We start from the raw sequence: 17111 nt of genomic DNA on the forward strand, positions 1-17111 counted from the left end.
TGGTTACATGAGTTTAGAACAGCTGAGATGAGTCAGAGGAGGTAAAGGATGAAAAGCGAAATTATTTCTTTACAAGAAGTAACTTTTACATATGCAAAAGAAACAGATGATAAAAATGTGCGTTCAGCCATAGATGATGTGTCTTATACAATTTACGCGGGAGAATGGGTTGCGATTGTTGGGCATAATGGATCCGGCAAATCGACACTTGCACGATTAATGAATGGTCTTCTATTTCCTCAGACGGGACAAGTGCGTGTTTTTGGGGAATCGTTAAATGAGCATAACTTATGGGATACACGTTCTCAAATAGGGATGGTGTTTCAAAATCCAGACAACCAATTTGTAGGAGCTACAGTTCAAGATGATGTTGCGTTCGCATTAGAAAATAACGGGATCCCTTTTGAGGAAATGGTGGAACGAGTAGAAGCGTCTTTAGTAAAGGTGAAAATGGTCGATTTTATGAATAGTGAGCCACATCATTTATCAGGTGGGCAAAAGCAGCGTGTAGCAATAGCGGGGGCTATTGCTTTAAAACCAAAAGTATTATTATTGGATGAAGCTACATCTATGCTAGATCCTCAGGGAAGAGAAGAAGTACTTGCTACTGTTCGACAGTTAAAAGAAGAGACTGATTTAACAGTAATATCCATTACCCATGATTTAGAAGAAGCATTGCTTGCAGACCGAGTAATTATGATGAATAATGGGAAAAAATATGCTGAAGGTACGCCAGAAGAAATATTTCAAAAAGGGCAAGAGTTAGTAGATCTGGGACTCGATTTGCCATTCGCAATGAATATTTCTCGTTTATTGCGTTTACAGGGAGTTTCTTTAGTTGCAGATCATATGTCAGAAGAAGAGTTGGTGAATGATTTATGGACATCACACTTCAACAAGTAAGTTATGCTTATGCAAGAAATACACCATTTGAAAAACGTGCATTATATAATGTAGATTTATATATCCCATCCGGTAGCTATCAGGCAATTATTGGACATACTGGTTCGGGAAAATCGACCATTTTACAACATTTAAATGCATTATTAAAACCTTCGGATGGTTCCATCCAAATTGGTGATGTAGAAGTAAAAGCTGATAAAAAGAATAGTCATTTACGCAAAGTAAGACAAAAGGTAGGAATTGTTTTTCAATTTCCAGAGCACCAATTATTTGAGGAAACGGTTTTGAAAGATATTATGTTTGGTCCAATGAACTTTGGTGTGCCAAAAGAAGAAGCAAGACTGCGTGCTATAGAATTAGTAAAATTACTTGGACTTCCCGAGGAAGTAATGGAGAAATCACCGTTCGACTTATCGGGAGGACAGATGCGACGAGTTGCGATAGCAGGTGTACTTGCGATGAATCCCGAAGTGTTAGTCTTAGATGAACCTACTGCTGGTCTTGATCCAAGAGGACGAAAAGAAATAATGGATTTATTTTATCAGCTTCATAAAGAGAAGGGCTTAACAACCGTATTAGTAACACATAGTATGGAGGATGCTGCGAGATACGCCGATCGAATTGCCATTATGCATAATGGAAAATGTGTTTTAGAAGGAGCTCCTCAAGCGATTTTCGAAAATGAGGGACGACTAAAGGAGTATCGGTTAGAGTTACCTCAAAGTGTTAAGTTTCAAAAAAAAATCGAGCAATTGATTGGAATGAAGCTACCTACTATTTGTTTAACGGAAGAGTCATTAGCAGCAGAGCTTGCGCAACTTATTAATAAGGAGCGTGAAGTGTAATGCTTGAAAAAATGATATTTGGTAGGTATATTCCTGGAGATTCTTTCATTCACCGACTAGATGCACGAGCTAAAATGGTTTTTGTATTTTTATTTATAGCTACTGTTTTTATAGCGAACAACTGGATTACATATGCTATCTTACTCGTATTTACATTTTTAATAATTCGTATGTCTAAAATTAGACTATATTTTTTAATAAACGGATTGAAGCCCGTTGTTATATTAATCATATTTACATTTTTGTTGCATTTAATATTTACACGAGAAGGCGACATAATTTTTCATTGGAAGTTTATAACGATTTATGAAGAAGGATTAAGACAGGGGATATTTATTTCCATCCGCTTTTTTGTACTAGTTATTTTAACATCAATTTTAACGCTCACTACGACACCTATTTCGATTACAGATGCTTTGGAGTCACTATTAAACCCATTGAAGAAATGGAGGCTTCCAGTGCATGAATTAGCGCTAATGATGTCTATATCGTTAAGATTCATCCCGACGTTAATGGATGAAACCGATAAAATTATGAAAGCTCAAATGGCTAGAGGATCTGATATGACAACAGGTAATTTGAAAGAAAGAATGAATGCCATTGTCCCTCTCCTCATTCCTTTATTTGTAAGTGCTTTTAAGCGTGCGGAAGATTTAGCGACAGCGATGGAAGTACGAGGCTATAAGGGTGGAGAAGGTAGAACTCGATATCGTAAGTTAGAGTGGGCAGCACGGGATACAATAATAATGATTTCTCTCGGAGTGTTAGCGGGAATTCTTGTATATTTTAGGCAATAAAACGAGGTGCAGTAATGAGATTAAAAGCAATTGTTAGTTATGATGGAAGTAGTTTTTCAGGGTATCAAATTCAACCAGGAAAACGAACTGTACAACTGGAATTGGAAAATGTTTTATGTGCCATGCACAAAGGAGAAATCGTAAAAGTAGTTGCTAGTGGAAGAACGGATGCCGGCGTCCATGCAACGGGACAAGTTATTCATTTTGACAGTACTCTTACAATACCAATGGAAAATTGGAGAACGGCTTTTAATGTACAGCTACCAGGAGACATACGGATTTTATCGGTAGAGCAAGTAAGAGATGATTTTCATGCACGGTATGATGCTACGGGCAAAACATATCGATATATTTGGTCATTAAATCAAGTTCATAGTCCTTTTGAACGGAATTATTCAGTCCATGCAGATCGATACAGACCCAATATCGAATTAATGAAAGAATCGACTGTTTATCTACTTGGAACACATGATTTCTCCAGTTTTTGTGCTTCTAATACAAGTGTGAAAGATTTTGTACGAACTGTTCGATCGATTGAATTAGAATTTAAAAAAGAAACAAATCAATTGCACATGGTGATTAACGGGAATGGTTTTTTATATAATATGGTCCGTATTATTGCAGGTACTTTGTGGGAAATTGCAATCGGAAAAAAAAGTGTTGGCGAGTTGCAAGGAATTGTGGAGTCTTGTGACCGTTCACAGGCAGGGAAAACCGCACCAGCGCACGGTTTATACCTGGAAAATGTGGAGTATTCTCAGTGAAGCAACCTTTCCAGGTGTTTTTCGGAAAATGCTTGACTAAATAGCTTATCCGGGGTATGATGATGTATGGTATTTTCATTAACCCCACAATATAAGCCCCGAAACTTATTGGTATGAGGATATAGAAAATTTTAGATCGATTATGATTGAATTAGGAGGACAAAATACATGCGTACAACATTCATGGCTAAAGGTCACGAAGTAGAACGTAAATGGTTAGTAGTAGACGCTGAAGGCCAAACTCTTGGTCGTCTTGCTTCAGAAGTTGCAGCTATTTTACGTGGTAAAAACAAACCAACATTTACACCAAACGTTGACACAGGTGATCATGTGATCATTATCAATGCAGAAAAAATTCATTTAACTGGGAACAAGTTAAATGACAAAATTTACTACCGTCACACTCAATTCTCTGGTGGACTTAAACAACGTACAGCTTTAGAAATGCGTTCTAAGTACCCAACTAAAATGCTTGAATTAGCTATCAAAGGGATGCTTCCTAAAAACTCTTTAGGACGTCAAATGTTTACAAAACTAAACGTTTACGCTGGAGCAGAACATCCACATGCAGCACAAAAACCAGAAGCATACGAGCTTCGCGGATAATTATTAAGAGGAGGACATACACTTGGCACAAGTTCAATATATCGGCACTGGTCGCCGTAAAAGTTCAGTAGCACGCGTACGTTTAGTACCAGGCGAAGGCAAAATTGTTATTAACAAACGTGACGTAGAAGATTATGTACCATTCGAAACTTTACGTGAAATTATTAAACAACCATTAGTAACTACTCAAACTCTAGGTAGCTACGATGTACACGTAAACGTTAATGGTGGTGGATTCACAGGTCAAGCAGGAGCAATCCGTCATGGTATTGCACGTGCACTACTTACAGTAGACCCTGATTTCCGTCCAGCATTGAAATCAGCAGGATTCTTAACACGTGACCCACGTATGAAAGAACGTAAAAAACCAGGACTTAAAGGCGCTCGTCGTGCACCTCAGTTCTCAAAACGTTAATTTCAAACTTTCAAAGACTCTCAACCAATTTTGGTTGGGAGTTTTTTTATGTATGAAAATAGCTTATCACCATATTACAGAACTCGATATATCTGTGAAATCTGCTTCAAAGGATGTGGCAATGTTACTAGCTTAAGTCATAATGCAGCTACACAAAAAATAGGGGAAATGTTGGGTAACCAATACTTGTCGTGTTATTCAACTTAGTAGTTTGTGTAGTGCGGGATTTAGAAAGTGCGTATTCGAAGAAAATGGTCGAGCTTTGATTTTATTGAATAGTGTACACTCCGCGTTAATGCGGAGTAAAAAATTTCAAAATATCGCCATAGGTACTTCATCGTTTTTTCACTTCTTTTATGTAAACTAAGACATGCATATAAACAATAGATAGAAGGAGAATAAATCCAGTATGAAAAGATGATATTGATGGAGAGGTTACACTTGATGAAAAATTGAAAGTGACCGTTACATCTGACAATTGATTAAGGTGGAGGATTTGGAACAGGGAAACAGAGAGGATAGCATTGTCCCTGGTAGAAAACTAATGAAGATAGGGCCTATCACTATGCAAGTATCTTTCGACCAAGTTGGGGCTTACAAAATGGATGCTCATACAATAGCACGAGGTGTGAACACCGTAATGAAAAAATCGATCACGATTGGGGGTGGATAGGATGAGGGTTACAACTGGACTTAATAACAGGAGGCTGTGCAAGAGACTTTCTCATTTACTCAAAATGACTCCGTTAATTATTGTATTATATTTTGCATTATTCCAAACACAGACGGTATATGCTCATTCCACACTACTTGAAATGGAACCAGCTGAAAGGATCCTTATCGAAAAACCTCCGTCTGTGTTAAAATTACGCTTTAATGAACCAATCGATCATGATTTAGCTATCGTCACGATTTATGATTGGAATGCAAAACCGGTCTTTACGGGTAATCCAGATGGAAATATTAAACGATCTCCACTTCTTGAATTTTCTCTCCCGGAACTAAGGCAAGGAACTTATACGGTGAAGTGGAATGTCGTCTCAGCGGACGGACACCCAGTTAGTGGCTCTTACGCATTTTCAGTCGGTAAGTCAACAGAAGGTGGGTTCAAATCGGTTGCAAATGATGCTAGTTCTGAAGTGGGATTAATAGCAGCTCGAGTTATTGTAGAAGGTTTACTTCTTTTAGGTGCTGGCCTTTTTTGGTTTACCTATCTGGCTGAAAGAAGAAAGTTTCCAAGTCTCAATACCTTATGGAAAAAGGGGCGACGTATAGGAGCTATTGTACTTGTTCTTGGCACAATCGTTGAATTGATAACGTATGCCTTTTCTCTTCCACCGGGAATTATTCAAGTGATTTTTAAAGGAAAATGGGAACTATTACTACAATTTCCTTTTATCCTTATGTTAGGTGCGCAATTATTATTCTTAATCTTATTATTTGTGCCGGAAATGGTTCAGGGCTGGTATTTGGCCCTTTGGCTAGCTTTGGCTGTAACTCCAGCTTTCGGAGGGCACGTATGGGGAATGGAACATCCGGTTGTCGCATTGATATTCCGAATGATTCATCAACTAACAATCGCATTTTGGCTTGGTGCTCTAGTTTACGTTATTTTATTGCTTATTTGGCAAAAGAAACACAATGCATTAATTTCATGGATGGAATTTAGAACATTTTTCGTTCGAAAAATGTTGATTGCTTCCGGATTAGTGTTTGTATCTGGTGTAATCATGGTCTTTCTTCAGACAGGCATAACAGCCGTCTTTACCCATTGGATGGCTTGGAGCACCGTAGTCATTATCAAAGTCATTTTAACGATTACTATGTTAGGTTTAGCCTTATTTCAGACAGTGAAATGGAAGAAAAACGGAAATTTAGTAACAAAGCGTTGGATTCAGAGTGAATGGGTTGTCGGGCTGATTGTCATTTTATTAGGAGTATGGGCGAGTCAGATTGCTTATCCAATCGCTGTCCAATCATACGATAAAACCTTGGTCACTGATCAAATAGAAGCACAAATAAATATTGTGAAATTAGAAACAGGCTATCAGAATATGACCGCAAAAATCTCAGAACTAGATGGCAAACAGCCTGAAGAAGTTTCCGTGAAAATTACAATGATACAGCACGATATGGGTTCAACAACATTTAAAGCCAAGCAAAATGATAGAGGGGAATATGTTGTCGACTTGCCGTTTTCAATGTCTGGCAGTTGGTTATTAGAGGTTAGTGGAAAATACCCAGGTGGCGAGAAGAAAAAATGGGAAGATGAGATTTTTATCGCTAATGACGGGAAATAAAATATGAAAACAAAAATGGAGGAGTTAGAATGAAAAATAAAAAATGGATGGCACCAATAATAGCATTACTATTTATATTTTTAATCGCACCAATAGCAGAGGCACACGTTACAGTTCGCCCAGGTGAAAGTTCGACAAATGCTTGGGAAAAATATTCGGTACGTGTTCCAGTTGAGAAGGATATTAACACGACAAAGATCGAATTGAGAGTTCCTAAAGGTATAAATCTTGTATCTGTTATGCCAGTAGATAATTGGGATTACAAATTCGAAAAAGACGCAAATGATATCATTACTTCTGTTACATGGACTGCTGCAAACGGTGGCGGTATTAAACCAAATGAGTTTATGGAATTTTATTTTATCGCTTCGAATCCTAGCGAGCCTGGAGAATTTAGTTGGGAAGCTTTACAAACTTACGAAGATGGCTCCGTTGTAGAGTGGACTGGAGCTCCTGGTACGGATGAGCCTGCTTCTGTAACGAAAGTTGTTGTGGCTGGAGCAGTTGGAGCAACTGAAAATGCTCATGAAGAATCTAGTGAAAGTATTACTTCTGGAAGCGTTAGCTGGTTACCAATTACTCTATCATCTGTTGCAATATTATTGGCATTGATAGGCTTATTCCGCAAAAAAGCTTAATAGCTCCGAAGAATTAAAGATGGCTATAGTCAATATTAAATAAACTGAAACAATCGAATTAAAAGTGACAGTTATTTATTTTTAGCGTGGAACAGAAGTAGGTTTAGAAGGTTTTACGTGAAGTGATGTGCATTAAGCCATTACGAGTGTGAGCAAATATTCCTTGATGCTGACTTATTGGATTGTAAATCCTGCCTGCAAAGACCTCATGTCAACCAACCAGCTAAAAGTAGCGAGTGTCAAAATCCATATTAAATTTCGAAATGCATACTAATACAAAAAAGGAGGACCCAGAAATTGACGGGGTCCTCCTTTTTGTATTAATTTTAAATGCTCTCAACAAATTTGGATGAGGGCTTTTTAGTATAAGTTTTTATGCCAAGAATAGGTTGATTTCCTCTGCAGACAGACGCTTTCCAGGGGGCGAGCATCTAGCCGCTTCCATTGCTTCTGCGGTTAATCGTCGCAGAAAAGAGTTGCTCCTGTGCAAGCTCGCCACAAAAATTAAATTTGTTGAGCGCGTGGCCAGGGTCTTGATTTGCTTGCTAATCCCTATAAGTCGCCAACTTCCGCTCCAATCAGTAGTGCAGCTAAGAAAAGGACATAAAAAATCGGACAACATGCATAGGATGTTGTCCGATCTATTGATTATTTAATCAAGTTTTTTCTCAGAATCAAATTCAAATTTTACATCTTCTGGTTTAACAAATTTCGTTTTCTTAACAATTTTATATCCAAGCCATAAGCAGAGGAAAAGCGGTACACCTAAGTATGCAGCTATTACACTGCCCCAATCCACTTTATCTGCAAGGAAAGCTTGAAAATTTTGAGCTAAAATAACGATTAATCCACAAGCAATTGCAAAAATTGTTCCAATTGGAAACCATTTAGCTTTATATGGCAACAAATCTAATGAATGACCTTGAGCCTTAAATGCTTTGCGGAAACGATAGTGACTGATGGAAATACCGAGCCAGAAGATAAATCCTGTAATTCCTATTGCATTCATTAACCAAATATATACTTTACCATCACCGAAGAAAGAAGCCAAAAATGCAAGTGTACCGACCGCACATGTTAAAATCATACCAGCTACGGGTACGCCACGCTTATTAAGTTTTCCAAAAATTTGAGGTGCTTGTCCTTCTTTAGCCATGGAAAATAACATACGAGTTGACGCATAAAGACTAGAATTTCCTGCTGATAATACAGCAGTTAAAATAACCGCGTTCATAAGAGAAGCTGCAAATGCAATCCCGGCCTTTTGAAATATAAGAGTAAAAGGACTGACCATGACATTTTCACTTTGTAAACTTGGATGAGTGTAAGGAATAAGAAGCGCTATCACAAAAATCGCAAATATATAAAATAGAAGGATTCTCCAGAAAACACTTTTAATAGCTATGGGAATATTTTTTGCTGGATCTTCACTTTCACCAGCAGCCACCCCAACAATTTCTGTACCTTGAAAAGAGAACCCTGCTGCAATAAATACAATAAAAACCCCTAAAATACCACCTGAAAAAGGAGCATCATCGACAGTAAAGTTTTTAAAGCCTACTGCTTCCCCGCCCATGATACCAAAAATCATGAGTACTCCAACAACGATAAAGATGATAACCGCACTTACTTTAATAAAAGATAGCCAATATTCTCCTTCTCCATATCCTTTAACGGATAAATAATTCAAAAGGAAAATAAGTGTTAAGAATGAGACACTCCATATCAATGATGGACTATTCGGAAACCAGAATTTCATAATCATCGTGGATGCGGACAACTCGGCCGCAATAGTCATTGCCCAGTTAAACCAGTAGGTCCAGCCGATAGCAAAACCAAATGCCGGGTCTACAAATTTAGTACCATACGTACTAAATGAACCACTTGTAGGCATAAAAGCTGCCATTTCTCCTAAGCTTGTCATAACAAAATATACCATTGCGCCAACTAAAGCATATGCAAGTAATGCACCACCTGGGCCAGCTGTGTGAATCGCTGCACCACTGCTTAGAAACAGTCCTGTACCAATAGACCCTCCAATAGAGATCATCGCTAAATGACGAGCTTTCAATCCCCGTTTTAATTGATGCTCTTCTTGTTGAGTGGCGTGCTGTGAGAGGTTATTGTCTTTTTTTGGTGCCATTTATCATCAATCCTTTCATTTTGTATAAATGAAGCGCTTTCTTTTCTTTTAAAAAAATACATTTGCAAGATATAATAAATTTTCAAATTTTGAGAGAATTCAAAATCCAGAGTGGCACATATAATTCGATCAATTCCACGTTTGGATAGAGATATTCTAACAGAATAAGATGATTTAAAATTTATGCAATTTACATGTTAGTTTCTTAAATAAATAAAGTCAATCATTTTTTTAGAATAACATTATGGTGAACAACGCGTGTCCTTAAAATGCCTAGATATAATCCTCGTTGGTAATTATATCCACTTATAAAAGACTGATATTTTATATTATTTAATACCTTCTAACTTATCTTGAATATTACAGAAGTGTTACTGGTGCCAGGCACCAGTAATGATTCTGTAATAAAGTTTTGAGGAAAGTATTGTTTCCATTTTTTTTGAGGTGTATATTAATTAAATATTTGTTAAAGACAAAAAATTTGACAGGAGTTAGCTACATGGAATTTACATCAGAAAGGTTGTTATATCGTTCGTATACACAAGCGGACTTCGAATTTTTGTTTTCTATGCTATCTGATCCTGAAATGGTTCGTTATATTGGCAGTGGGAATATTCGTGACGAGCAAGGGGCAAAAGCATTTTTAGATTGGATATACAGTCATTATCAAATGAATAAGGAATATGGTTTGAAGGTAATTGTTCGTAAAGAAGATAATGTTGCGGTAGGACATGCTGGGATCGTTCCGCAAAATATAAATGGTAAGAACGAACTTGAGATAGGGTACTGGATTGCTAAAGAGTTTTGGGGAAATGGATATGCTTCTGAAGCAGCAAAGGCTTTTATAGATCGGGGTGAAAATCAGTTAGGTATTAATCGATTTATTTCGCTTATTCAATCGAAAAATCAAGCTTCTAGAAAAATAGCTTCTAAAAATGGCATGAAACTAGAAGAACAGGTTTTATTAAAAGGAAAAGATGTATGCATTTATTCTTATGTATGTAAAGACAATGATTTTTGAGAAGAAGAGGTATTTTATGAAAAGTAAATTTAATGTTGTGACGTCAACGATTCTTGCTAGTATTTTTATTGCACGATTTGGAACTTTTTTGGTATTGCCATATCTTACACTATTTTTACTGGATGAATTTCATTACACAGGTGTTCAAATAGGTACAATTATTTCTACATTAGCTTTATCTAATTTAATTATGAGTTTCTTTGTCGGACCTTATATTGATAAGTTTCCCAAGAATAAAGTTATCATAACGGGGTTAATCGGTTATTTAGCTTGTTATCTATATTTTCCTTTTATCAATCAATATGCAGGGTTTATTTTATTTGCTGCCGTTTTAGGATTGAGCCAAGCAATTGTAGAACCTACATACCGAGTATTATTAAGTCTTTATACCGAACCAGAGAACAGGCGGTTAATATTTAACATCCGATATTTTTTGATTAATATTTCTGCTGCTATTGCTCCACTTACATCTGTGTATTTTCAACAATTTGGTATGGATAAATTATTTTTTATAGTTGGTTTTATTTTCTTTATCAATATCATTACATTTGCAATTATTTTCAAGAAGTTTCCAATGAAAAAAGTAGAGGCAAAGTTGAAGAAGGTATCTATTTTTCAATCGTTCTACGTGTTCAAAAAGGATTATACATTTCTCGTTTTTATACTAGCTTTAATTTTTATCACTTTTGGATACAGTCAATTTGATTCTACTTTTAGTCAATACTTAGGAATTACGTTTAATTACGAAAAAGCGATTCAATATTTTGCTTGGCTAATTACAACAAATGCCATTACGGTAATAGTCATTCAATATTTTGTTTATAGGTTAGGAGAAATTATTAGTACTACTACCTCGTTGATAATAGGCAGTGTTTTATTATCAGCTGGTTTATTTTTCTTTGGCCAGAGTGAACATATTCTTATGTTAATTATTGCAATGATTATTTTTACGGCAGGTGAAGTATTAGTTTTCACAATGGTGGATATTCACATTGATGGCATGTGTGAGGAACATGAAAAAGGAACTTATTTTGCTCTGTCGGGAGTGAAATCAATTGGGAAAATTGCCGGCCCAAGTATGGGTGGATTTCTACTAGATAGTTTAAATGGTGGGGCAATGGTATTTATTATCATAAGTGTTATAACTATGTTGTCGATACCGTCCTTTTATTTAAGTAACAAAATGAGAGCGAGGGGTTAGCATACATTTGTTCAATGTAATAAAAAATGAAAAAGCATATTGGTTGGTAGATCAAGTAAAAATTGAGGGTAAGTCGGTAGAGGATTATAAAGTAGAGTTTGCAAAACTATTAAGTGAATACGAAAAGGATAATATTGATTATTTATCTTTACTAATGGAAGATAGATTTGAGATTTGGCTATTAGATAACGGATTCCGAAAAATTTCGGTTATTCATGAATATTTAAAAGGATTAGGTGAAGAAGAATACCTCGAAAGCAATCTATCGTTTCATTCTCTAGCGGAACAAAGAATAGAGGATTCAGAGTTTGCTCAATTATACGAATTATGTCGTTCGGGGACTGCAAATAAAAATATACCGCAGCCAATAGAGCAAGTGATGGCGTCTATAAGCAAAGAATTAGGAGACGACTGGAGAAACAACTGCATTTATTTCTTAAAGGATAATGAATTTATAGGAATAAGTATTCCACATATAGAGATGGGAACGATAGATGAAGGTAGAATGTTCTACTTTGGAATTGTACCCAAATGGAGAGGGAAAGGCTTAGGTGCAGAGATTCATAAAATCACCTTAGAACTAATGAAGAAATTAAAAGCTAATTATTATGTCGGTAGTACAGATGAAAGTAATGGACATATGATTAAAATCTTTGAGAAAAATGGTTGTAAATTAAGAAATAGAAAAGGAATATATCGGATAGACAGAAGGTTAACTTAATTTGCTAGGGATTCAAACCACGTGGATGTCGTAAATTTTACAAGGATTTTGCATGACGAACCAAGCGTATCTGCGACGAGCTTTGCGCAGGAGCAACAATTATGATTGAAAATATCCCAAGGTAAATTTGATATAAGTTGTTCCATAAAGCTAACATACTCTTTGTCCCTCATACGTATAATGAGTGAAAAAGGAGCGATGGATCTGAAAAAATGGCTGATTATCTTAGTATTGTTTTTGATATCTATACTTGCTGTGTTTTATGGAACGAAAGCAAGTGATTCAAGTTTCTTCATGCCAGAACCATTAAGTGGAGTGAAAATTGTAATTGATCCTGGGCATGGAGGTTTGGATGGTGGAGCAAGTCATGGAGAAACAATAGAAAGAGATATTACCCTTTCCATGTCCCTGAAGCTAGAGAAAGAGTTAAAAGCTAAAGGAGCATCGGTAATTATGACACGACGTAAAGAAGGAGACGCGATTGCTGAGCATGCACCAGATGGAGATTATCCAACAACACGTGCGCGAAAGCGAGCGGACTTGCTTCTGCGGGAAGAAATTATGAATAATTCTGAAGCGGATATAGTAATAAGTCTACATGTGAATGCAGTTCCAGAGGAGAGATGGAGAGGGGCACAAGTATTTTATCATGCGGAAGGCCACCCGGGTGGAGAATTATTAGCAAAATCCATTCAGGCAGCCATTCGAGAAAATATAGGGAATACAGAAAGAGAAGCACTTTCGATAAAACAAGTATATATTTTGAAAAAAGCAAAGGCTCCAGCTGTATTAGTAGAAACTGGATTTTTAAGTAATAATGAAGAACGGGAATTGTTAAAATCAGAGAAGTATCAAAAACAAATGGTTGAAGCAATTACAAAAGGTGTACGTCGATTCGTAGATAATAATATTTACTAAGTGTATGTAAGGGATTGTAGACACTCGTATATGGTATACTATAATGCGAATAGTTAACTTTAAGGAGAGTGTCTACAAATGATTAATGAGCAACAAGTTCGAGCGTTACTTGGGGAATTAAACGATCCATTTTTACATAGAACTCTTGAAGAAACAAACGGAATTTCGGAAGTATCCATAAAAGAAGAGAAAAACCATGTAAGTGTGAAACTTGCTATAGCGAAAATCAATTCCAGCGAGCAAATGCAATTGCAAGGAAAAGTGGTAGAAGTATTAAAAAATGCAGGAGCGGCGACAGTTGGTATTCGTTTTGAGGAACTTCCAAAGGAAGTGTTAGAACAATTCCGTGGTCAAGCAAAAGGAAGCGATAGTGAAAGTATTCTTTCTCCAAATAGTAAAGTTAAAATTATTTCCATTGCATCAGGTAAAGGCGGAGTTGGTAAATCTACTGTATCCGTGAATTTAGCGGTAGCCCTTGCACGATTAGGAAAAAAAGTCGGTCTAGTTGATGCTGATATTTATGGATTTAGTGTACCCGATATGATGGGTGTAAAAGATGTACCACAAATTAAATCAGATCGAATTATCCCTGTAGAAAGAAAAGGGGTAAAAGTAATTTCCATGGGATTCTTTGTGGAAAACAACACTCCAGTTGTATGGCGTGGACCAATGCTAGGAAAAGTATTAGATCAATTCTTTAAAGATGTAGAATGGGGAGAGCTAGACTTTTTACTATTGGATCTACCGCCTGGAACAGGTGATGTTGCTTTAGATATTCATCAAATGCTACCTGCATCTAAAGAAATCGTTGTTACAACACCACATCCAACAGCTGCATTCGTTGCTGCTAGAGCTGGTGCAATGGCACTGCAAACAGACCATGAAATATTAGGTGTTATTGAAAATATGTCATGGTACGAATCTAAATCTACTGGTGAACGTGAATTTGTATTTGGTAAAGGTGGAGGACCCAAACTTGCGGACGAACTTCGTACAGAATTACTTGGTCAAATTCCACTAGGTCAACCAGATTGGAACGATATTGATTTTGCTCCATCCGTATATGGAGAAACACATCATACCGGTAAAATTTATTTAGATATCGCACGCGAAGTAATCGAAAAAGCATAAGAAAAGGCCGTTCCTTAGACAGGATCGGCCTTATTTTTTTGACTCCTCTTGACCACCTTTTGATGAGCTTGAACCTCCCGAAGAGCCGCCGCCTCCTTTTTGCTGAGAACTTGAACCAGCTTCTTCCACAAGCTTTTGCCACTTTGTTTGCAATAATGGACTTTGAATAGTTTCTTCTACGACCTTTTCCATTTCTTTACGTAAATCTGTAGATTGTAGAATTTTCCCTATCTCTTTCTTCATATCAGCTGAAGCAAAAAAGCTTTCTAAATCCTTTAAGTAATCGGGGTCTTTCATTAAGGCTTTCATTAACTCTTCTTGCTGTTTCACCATACTTTTGGCCATCTTCTCCGAGAATTTAGGATCTTGATAAACTTCTTTCCAAAAGTCTTCTGCATCTTTGGATAACATGGTTTGTTCTACTGATTTCTTTACTTGATCACTATCAATTACTAACATACTTTGAAATTCGGGGTCATCTAAAAGCTTTCGAATGGATTTTTTTCCTTCTTCCGTTTGAAGAGCATCAATTACTATTTTCTTCATCTCTTCATAAGAAGGCGGAGATGAATTAGAACTGCTACATCCAGCAAGTAAACCAATAGTTAATAAAATGAGAGCAAAATACTTCAAATTAGTCACCATCCTTTCAATTATTATTCACATTTTTTAAGTAATTATGTATAGAAGCAAGCAACAAATAGATTTTTTTGCTAATGGTTGTTACAATCTAAAAAGGACTTAGTAGAATATGGAGGACTTTTTACAGTGACAATTCGAAATTGGTTTAAATTTTTTCTAAATGCAATGTGGATAGGTGGACTAATCACAGGTGTGTTAGGATCAATTATATTATGGGATAAAAACTTCGCATCATACTATGCAGCGGGACAATGGGGAGCGGTGATCGCTGCATTTATCGTCTTAGTTGGTTTTGGACTTATCATAAGTGTTATAGCACAAATGGGTTTCTTTGCTTATTTGACAATCCATCAAATGGGCGTAAACATTTTCAAAAGCCTTACACTATGGAATTGGGTGCAACTACTTATTATTGCATTTGTCATCTTTGACTTAATTGTCTTCCGATTTAAGCCTTCTGAAGGAACGACAAGCCAAATCTGGTTACATATAGTGGCGCTTGTTCTTTTAATAGGTGCCTCTATAATTGTAGCCATAATTAAGGCGAATAAAACAAAGAAACAAATATTGATTTCAGCCCTTTTCTTTATGATTGCAATAACGACAATAGAATGGGTGGCAGCACTTAAAGTTCAATCAAGCGATGCGGACGTATGGTTATTAATTGTTTTGGTACCACTTCTAGCAGTTAATGCATACCAATTATTGGCTTTGCCAAAATATAATGCAAAATCCGACGAAGATAGAAAAAAATTAGAAGCGCGTAGAAAAGCGAGAAAAGAAGCTGCAGCTTTAAAAACGAAATAACGAAAAAAGCTCTGACTAATTGTCGGAGCAGTACAGACTATAGGCAAACTCGATAGAATTGAGTTTGCCTATAGTCTTTTTTATTTAATAAAAACATTGTGCCTACTTAAATGCTGTGATTAATGTCAAAGCATCAAATCCCCACAACCTTTTTTAATCTGAATATCGAAGCAATTTTTTGCGAAGAGATTACGAAAGATTAATCTTTAATTTCCGATGAGTAATTATAGTAAGTAGTTTTTGTTATTCGGGTATTGTTTTACTTTTAGTTGTTAAACCAAAAATATTTTGTTCAATAGAAAGAAAAGAATCAGATTTAAGTAATTGATTCAATTGTTTTATATCCATTCTTTCCTCTTGGTGGAGCGGAACGCTAAGAATATCCCCATTTTCTAATTTAATTTTTTGATTTCCTTCCACCCAATATTTACTTGAACTCAACAAATTCACCTCATATTTCCATGCAGTTTTTTGTAACTCCATAGGAAATTCATAGTCCCTTGTTCGAAACCAGAGTGGAATTTCTCCAACTGTTTTTTCAAAGTGATCGATTTCCTTTTTGAATAAAGAAGGATCTTCAATATATTTATTACCTTCTTGCCCCAATAAACTAATTGGAATACTCTTCTCTTTCATTATTTGAATAAGAGTAGGAGAACGATCTATCCAATCATTACTAATAAAAAAATGCGGATATGGTGCTTCTAGATTTTTTAAGAAAGTTTCCATGTCCTCTTTACCGAAAGATAAATCGATGGTTATCGTTTTCCCATGTGATCCTTTGGAAACAACAGTAGGTTTTTCAACTAGCTGAAAAACAGGAAGCATAGAAGAATACTTATTTGGGATAATAAAAAAAAGGCCCATAAAAACTAGCATTGTTCCGATAAATAAAAGCTTTGATTTCATTGTAAACTCGCACCTTTCCAGTCATTCTAATAAATTTTATGATTTAGTGTTGACATTCATGTTTAAAAGATGTTAAGATACAAAGGTCGCTGAAACAAGACGACAAAATAAACAACATGAACATTGAAAACTGAACATGCAAAACGTTAAGACATACAGCTTGAAAGACTAACTTTGTTAGTCCGATAGCAAAACAATTTTGACATCATTTAATGATGATGCCAGCAAAACAAAATGAGCTTTTTAAGTTCTCTATTATGGAGAGTTTGATCCTGGCTCAGGACGAACGCTGGCGGCATGCCTAATACATGCAAGTCGAGCGAATGATGAAGAAGCTTGCTTCTTCTGAT

General features: G+C 36.2%; 18 protein-coding genes and 1 rRNA gene. 16 read left to right on the top strand and 3 right to left on the bottom strand.

The genetic code is table 11. The features are described from left to right. Nucleotides 1–48: 48 nt before the first annotated feature. The 9 genes from ACFVR1_RS13230 (at nt 49) to ACFVR1_RS13270 (ending at nt 7268) form a co-directional block, all read left to right on the top strand. Nucleotides 49–903, top strand: a complete 855-nt coding sequence (locus ACFVR1_RS13230; protein ID WP_387584624.1) for an energy-coupling factor ABC transporter ATP-binding protein — start codon at nt 49–51, stop codon at nt 901–903. After that, on the top strand, nt 879–1748 hold the full coding sequence (locus tag ACFVR1_RS13235) for an energy-coupling factor ABC transporter ATP-binding protein (protein ID WP_387584625.1): 870 nt from the start codon (nt 879–881) through the stop codon (nt 1746–1748). The genes ACFVR1_RS13230 and ACFVR1_RS13235 overlap by 25 nt, the downstream gene beginning before the upstream one ends. Then, nucleotides 1748–2545 carry an energy-coupling factor transporter transmembrane component T family protein gene (locus ACFVR1_RS13240; RefSeq protein ID WP_387584626.1) on the top strand — a complete coding sequence of 266 codons (798 nt, stop codon included), beginning with the start codon at nt 1748–1750 and terminating at the stop codon, nt 2543–2545. Before ACFVR1_RS13235 ends, ACFVR1_RS13240 begins: the two co-directional genes overlap by 1 nt. A gap of 14 nt (nt 2546–2559) precedes the next feature. After that, the gene (gene truA / locus ACFVR1_RS13245) at nt 2560–3309 is read left to right on the top strand and encodes a tRNA pseudouridine(38-40) synthase TruA (protein WP_387584628.1); all 750 of its coding nucleotides are present in this window, start codon (nt 2560–2562) and stop codon (nt 3307–3309) included. 168 nt (nt 3310–3477) lie between these two features. Continuing rightward, a complete protein-coding gene (gene rplM / locus ACFVR1_RS13250) occupies nt 3478–3915 on the top strand; it encodes a 50S ribosomal protein L13 (protein WP_387584629.1) in 438 nt (145 codons plus the stop codon). 22 nt (nt 3916–3937) lie between these two features. Continuing rightward, nucleotides 3938–4330 carry a 30S ribosomal protein S9 gene (gene rpsI, locus ACFVR1_RS13255; RefSeq protein ID WP_151701707.1) on the top strand — a complete coding sequence of 131 codons (393 nt, stop codon included), beginning with the start codon at nt 3938–3940 and terminating at the stop codon, nt 4328–4330. A 496-nt stretch (nt 4331–4826) separates the two neighbouring features. Beyond that, nucleotides 4827–5003 (top strand): hypothetical protein, encoded by a 177-nt coding sequence (locus tag ACFVR1_RS13260; RefSeq protein ID WP_387584630.1) that lies wholly within the window; start codon nt 4827–4829, stop codon nt 5001–5003. A 1-nt stretch (nt 5004) separates the two neighbouring features. Further along, a complete protein-coding gene (locus ACFVR1_RS13265; protein ID WP_387584631.1) occupies nt 5005–6630 on the top strand; it encodes a copper resistance CopC/CopD family protein in 1626 nt (541 codons plus the stop codon). Between the two features lie 29 nt (nt 6631–6659). Then, nucleotides 6660–7268, top strand: coding sequence for a YcnI family copper-binding membrane protein (locus ACFVR1_RS13270; RefSeq protein ID WP_387584632.1), 609 nt, complete (start codon nt 6660–6662; stop codon nt 7266–7268). A gap of 652 nt (nt 7269–7920) precedes the next feature. Here ACFVR1_RS13270 and ACFVR1_RS13275 read toward each other — a convergent pair. Then, entirely contained in the window at nt 7921–9411 is a 1491-nt protein-coding gene (locus tag ACFVR1_RS13275) for an amino acid permease (protein WP_387584633.1), read from the bottom strand. A 499-nt stretch (nt 9412–9910) separates the two neighbouring features. On the opposite strand from ACFVR1_RS13275, the gene ACFVR1_RS13280 reads away from it, so the two are divergent. The 5 genes from ACFVR1_RS13280 to ACFVR1_RS13300 all read left to right on the top strand — a co-directional run bounded on the left by ACFVR1_RS13280 (nt 9911) and on the right by ACFVR1_RS13300 (nt 14403). Then, nucleotides 9911–10432 (top strand): GNAT family N-acetyltransferase, encoded by a 522-nt coding sequence (locus tag ACFVR1_RS13280; protein ID WP_387584634.1) that lies wholly within the window; start codon nt 9911–9913, stop codon nt 10430–10432. Nucleotides 10433–10448: 16 nt separating this feature from the next. After that, the gene (locus ACFVR1_RS13285; protein ID WP_387584635.1) at nt 10449–11633 is read left to right on the top strand and encodes an MFS transporter; all 1185 of its coding nucleotides are present in this window, start codon (nt 10449–10451) and stop codon (nt 11631–11633) included. Between the two features lie 7 nt (nt 11634–11640). Continuing rightward, nucleotides 11641–12354, top strand: coding sequence for a GNAT family N-acetyltransferase (locus ACFVR1_RS13290; RefSeq protein WP_387584637.1), 714 nt, complete (start codon nt 11641–11643; stop codon nt 12352–12354). A gap of 204 nt (nt 12355–12558) precedes the next feature. Then, the gene (locus ACFVR1_RS13295; protein ID WP_387584654.1) at nt 12559–13272 is read left to right on the top strand and encodes an N-acetylmuramoyl-L-alanine amidase; all 714 of its coding nucleotides are present in this window, start codon (nt 12559–12561) and stop codon (nt 13270–13272) included. A 78-nt stretch (nt 13273–13350) separates the two neighbouring features. Continuing rightward, complete coding sequence (locus ACFVR1_RS13300; RefSeq protein ID WP_387584638.1) at nt 13351–14403, top strand: Mrp/NBP35 family ATP-binding protein; 1053 nt, start codon at nt 13351–13353, stop codon at nt 14401–14403. Between the two features lie 30 nt (nt 14404–14433). Here ACFVR1_RS13300 and gerD read toward each other — a convergent pair whose 3' ends face one another. Continuing rightward, entirely contained in the window at nt 14434–15036 is a 603-nt protein-coding gene (gene gerD, locus ACFVR1_RS13305; RefSeq protein ID WP_387584639.1) for a spore germination lipoprotein GerD, read from the bottom strand. A gap of 135 nt (nt 15037–15171) precedes the next feature. On the opposite strand from gerD, the gene ACFVR1_RS13310 reads away from it, so the two are divergent. Beyond that, nucleotides 15172–15852, top strand: coding sequence for a KinB-signaling pathway activation protein (locus tag ACFVR1_RS13310; RefSeq protein WP_387584641.1), 681 nt, complete (start codon nt 15172–15174; stop codon nt 15850–15852). Nucleotides 15853–16095: 243 nt separating this feature from the next. On the opposite strand, the gene ACFVR1_RS13315 is transcribed toward ACFVR1_RS13310, so the two are convergent. Then, nucleotides 16096–16761, bottom strand: a complete 666-nt coding sequence (locus ACFVR1_RS13315; protein WP_387584643.1) for a hypothetical protein — start codon at nt 16759–16761, stop codon at nt 16096–16098. 254 nt (nt 16762–17015) lie between these two features. Between ACFVR1_RS13315 and ACFVR1_RS13320 the strand changes: the two genes are divergently transcribed. Next, nucleotides 17016–17111 (top strand): 16S ribosomal RNA (locus tag ACFVR1_RS13320); the annotation flags it as partial.

It is taken from the genome of Psychrobacillus sp. NPDC058041 (assembly GCF_042885655.1).
Taxonomy (GTDB): Bacteria; Bacillota; Bacilli; order Bacillales_A; family Planococcaceae; genus Psychrobacillus.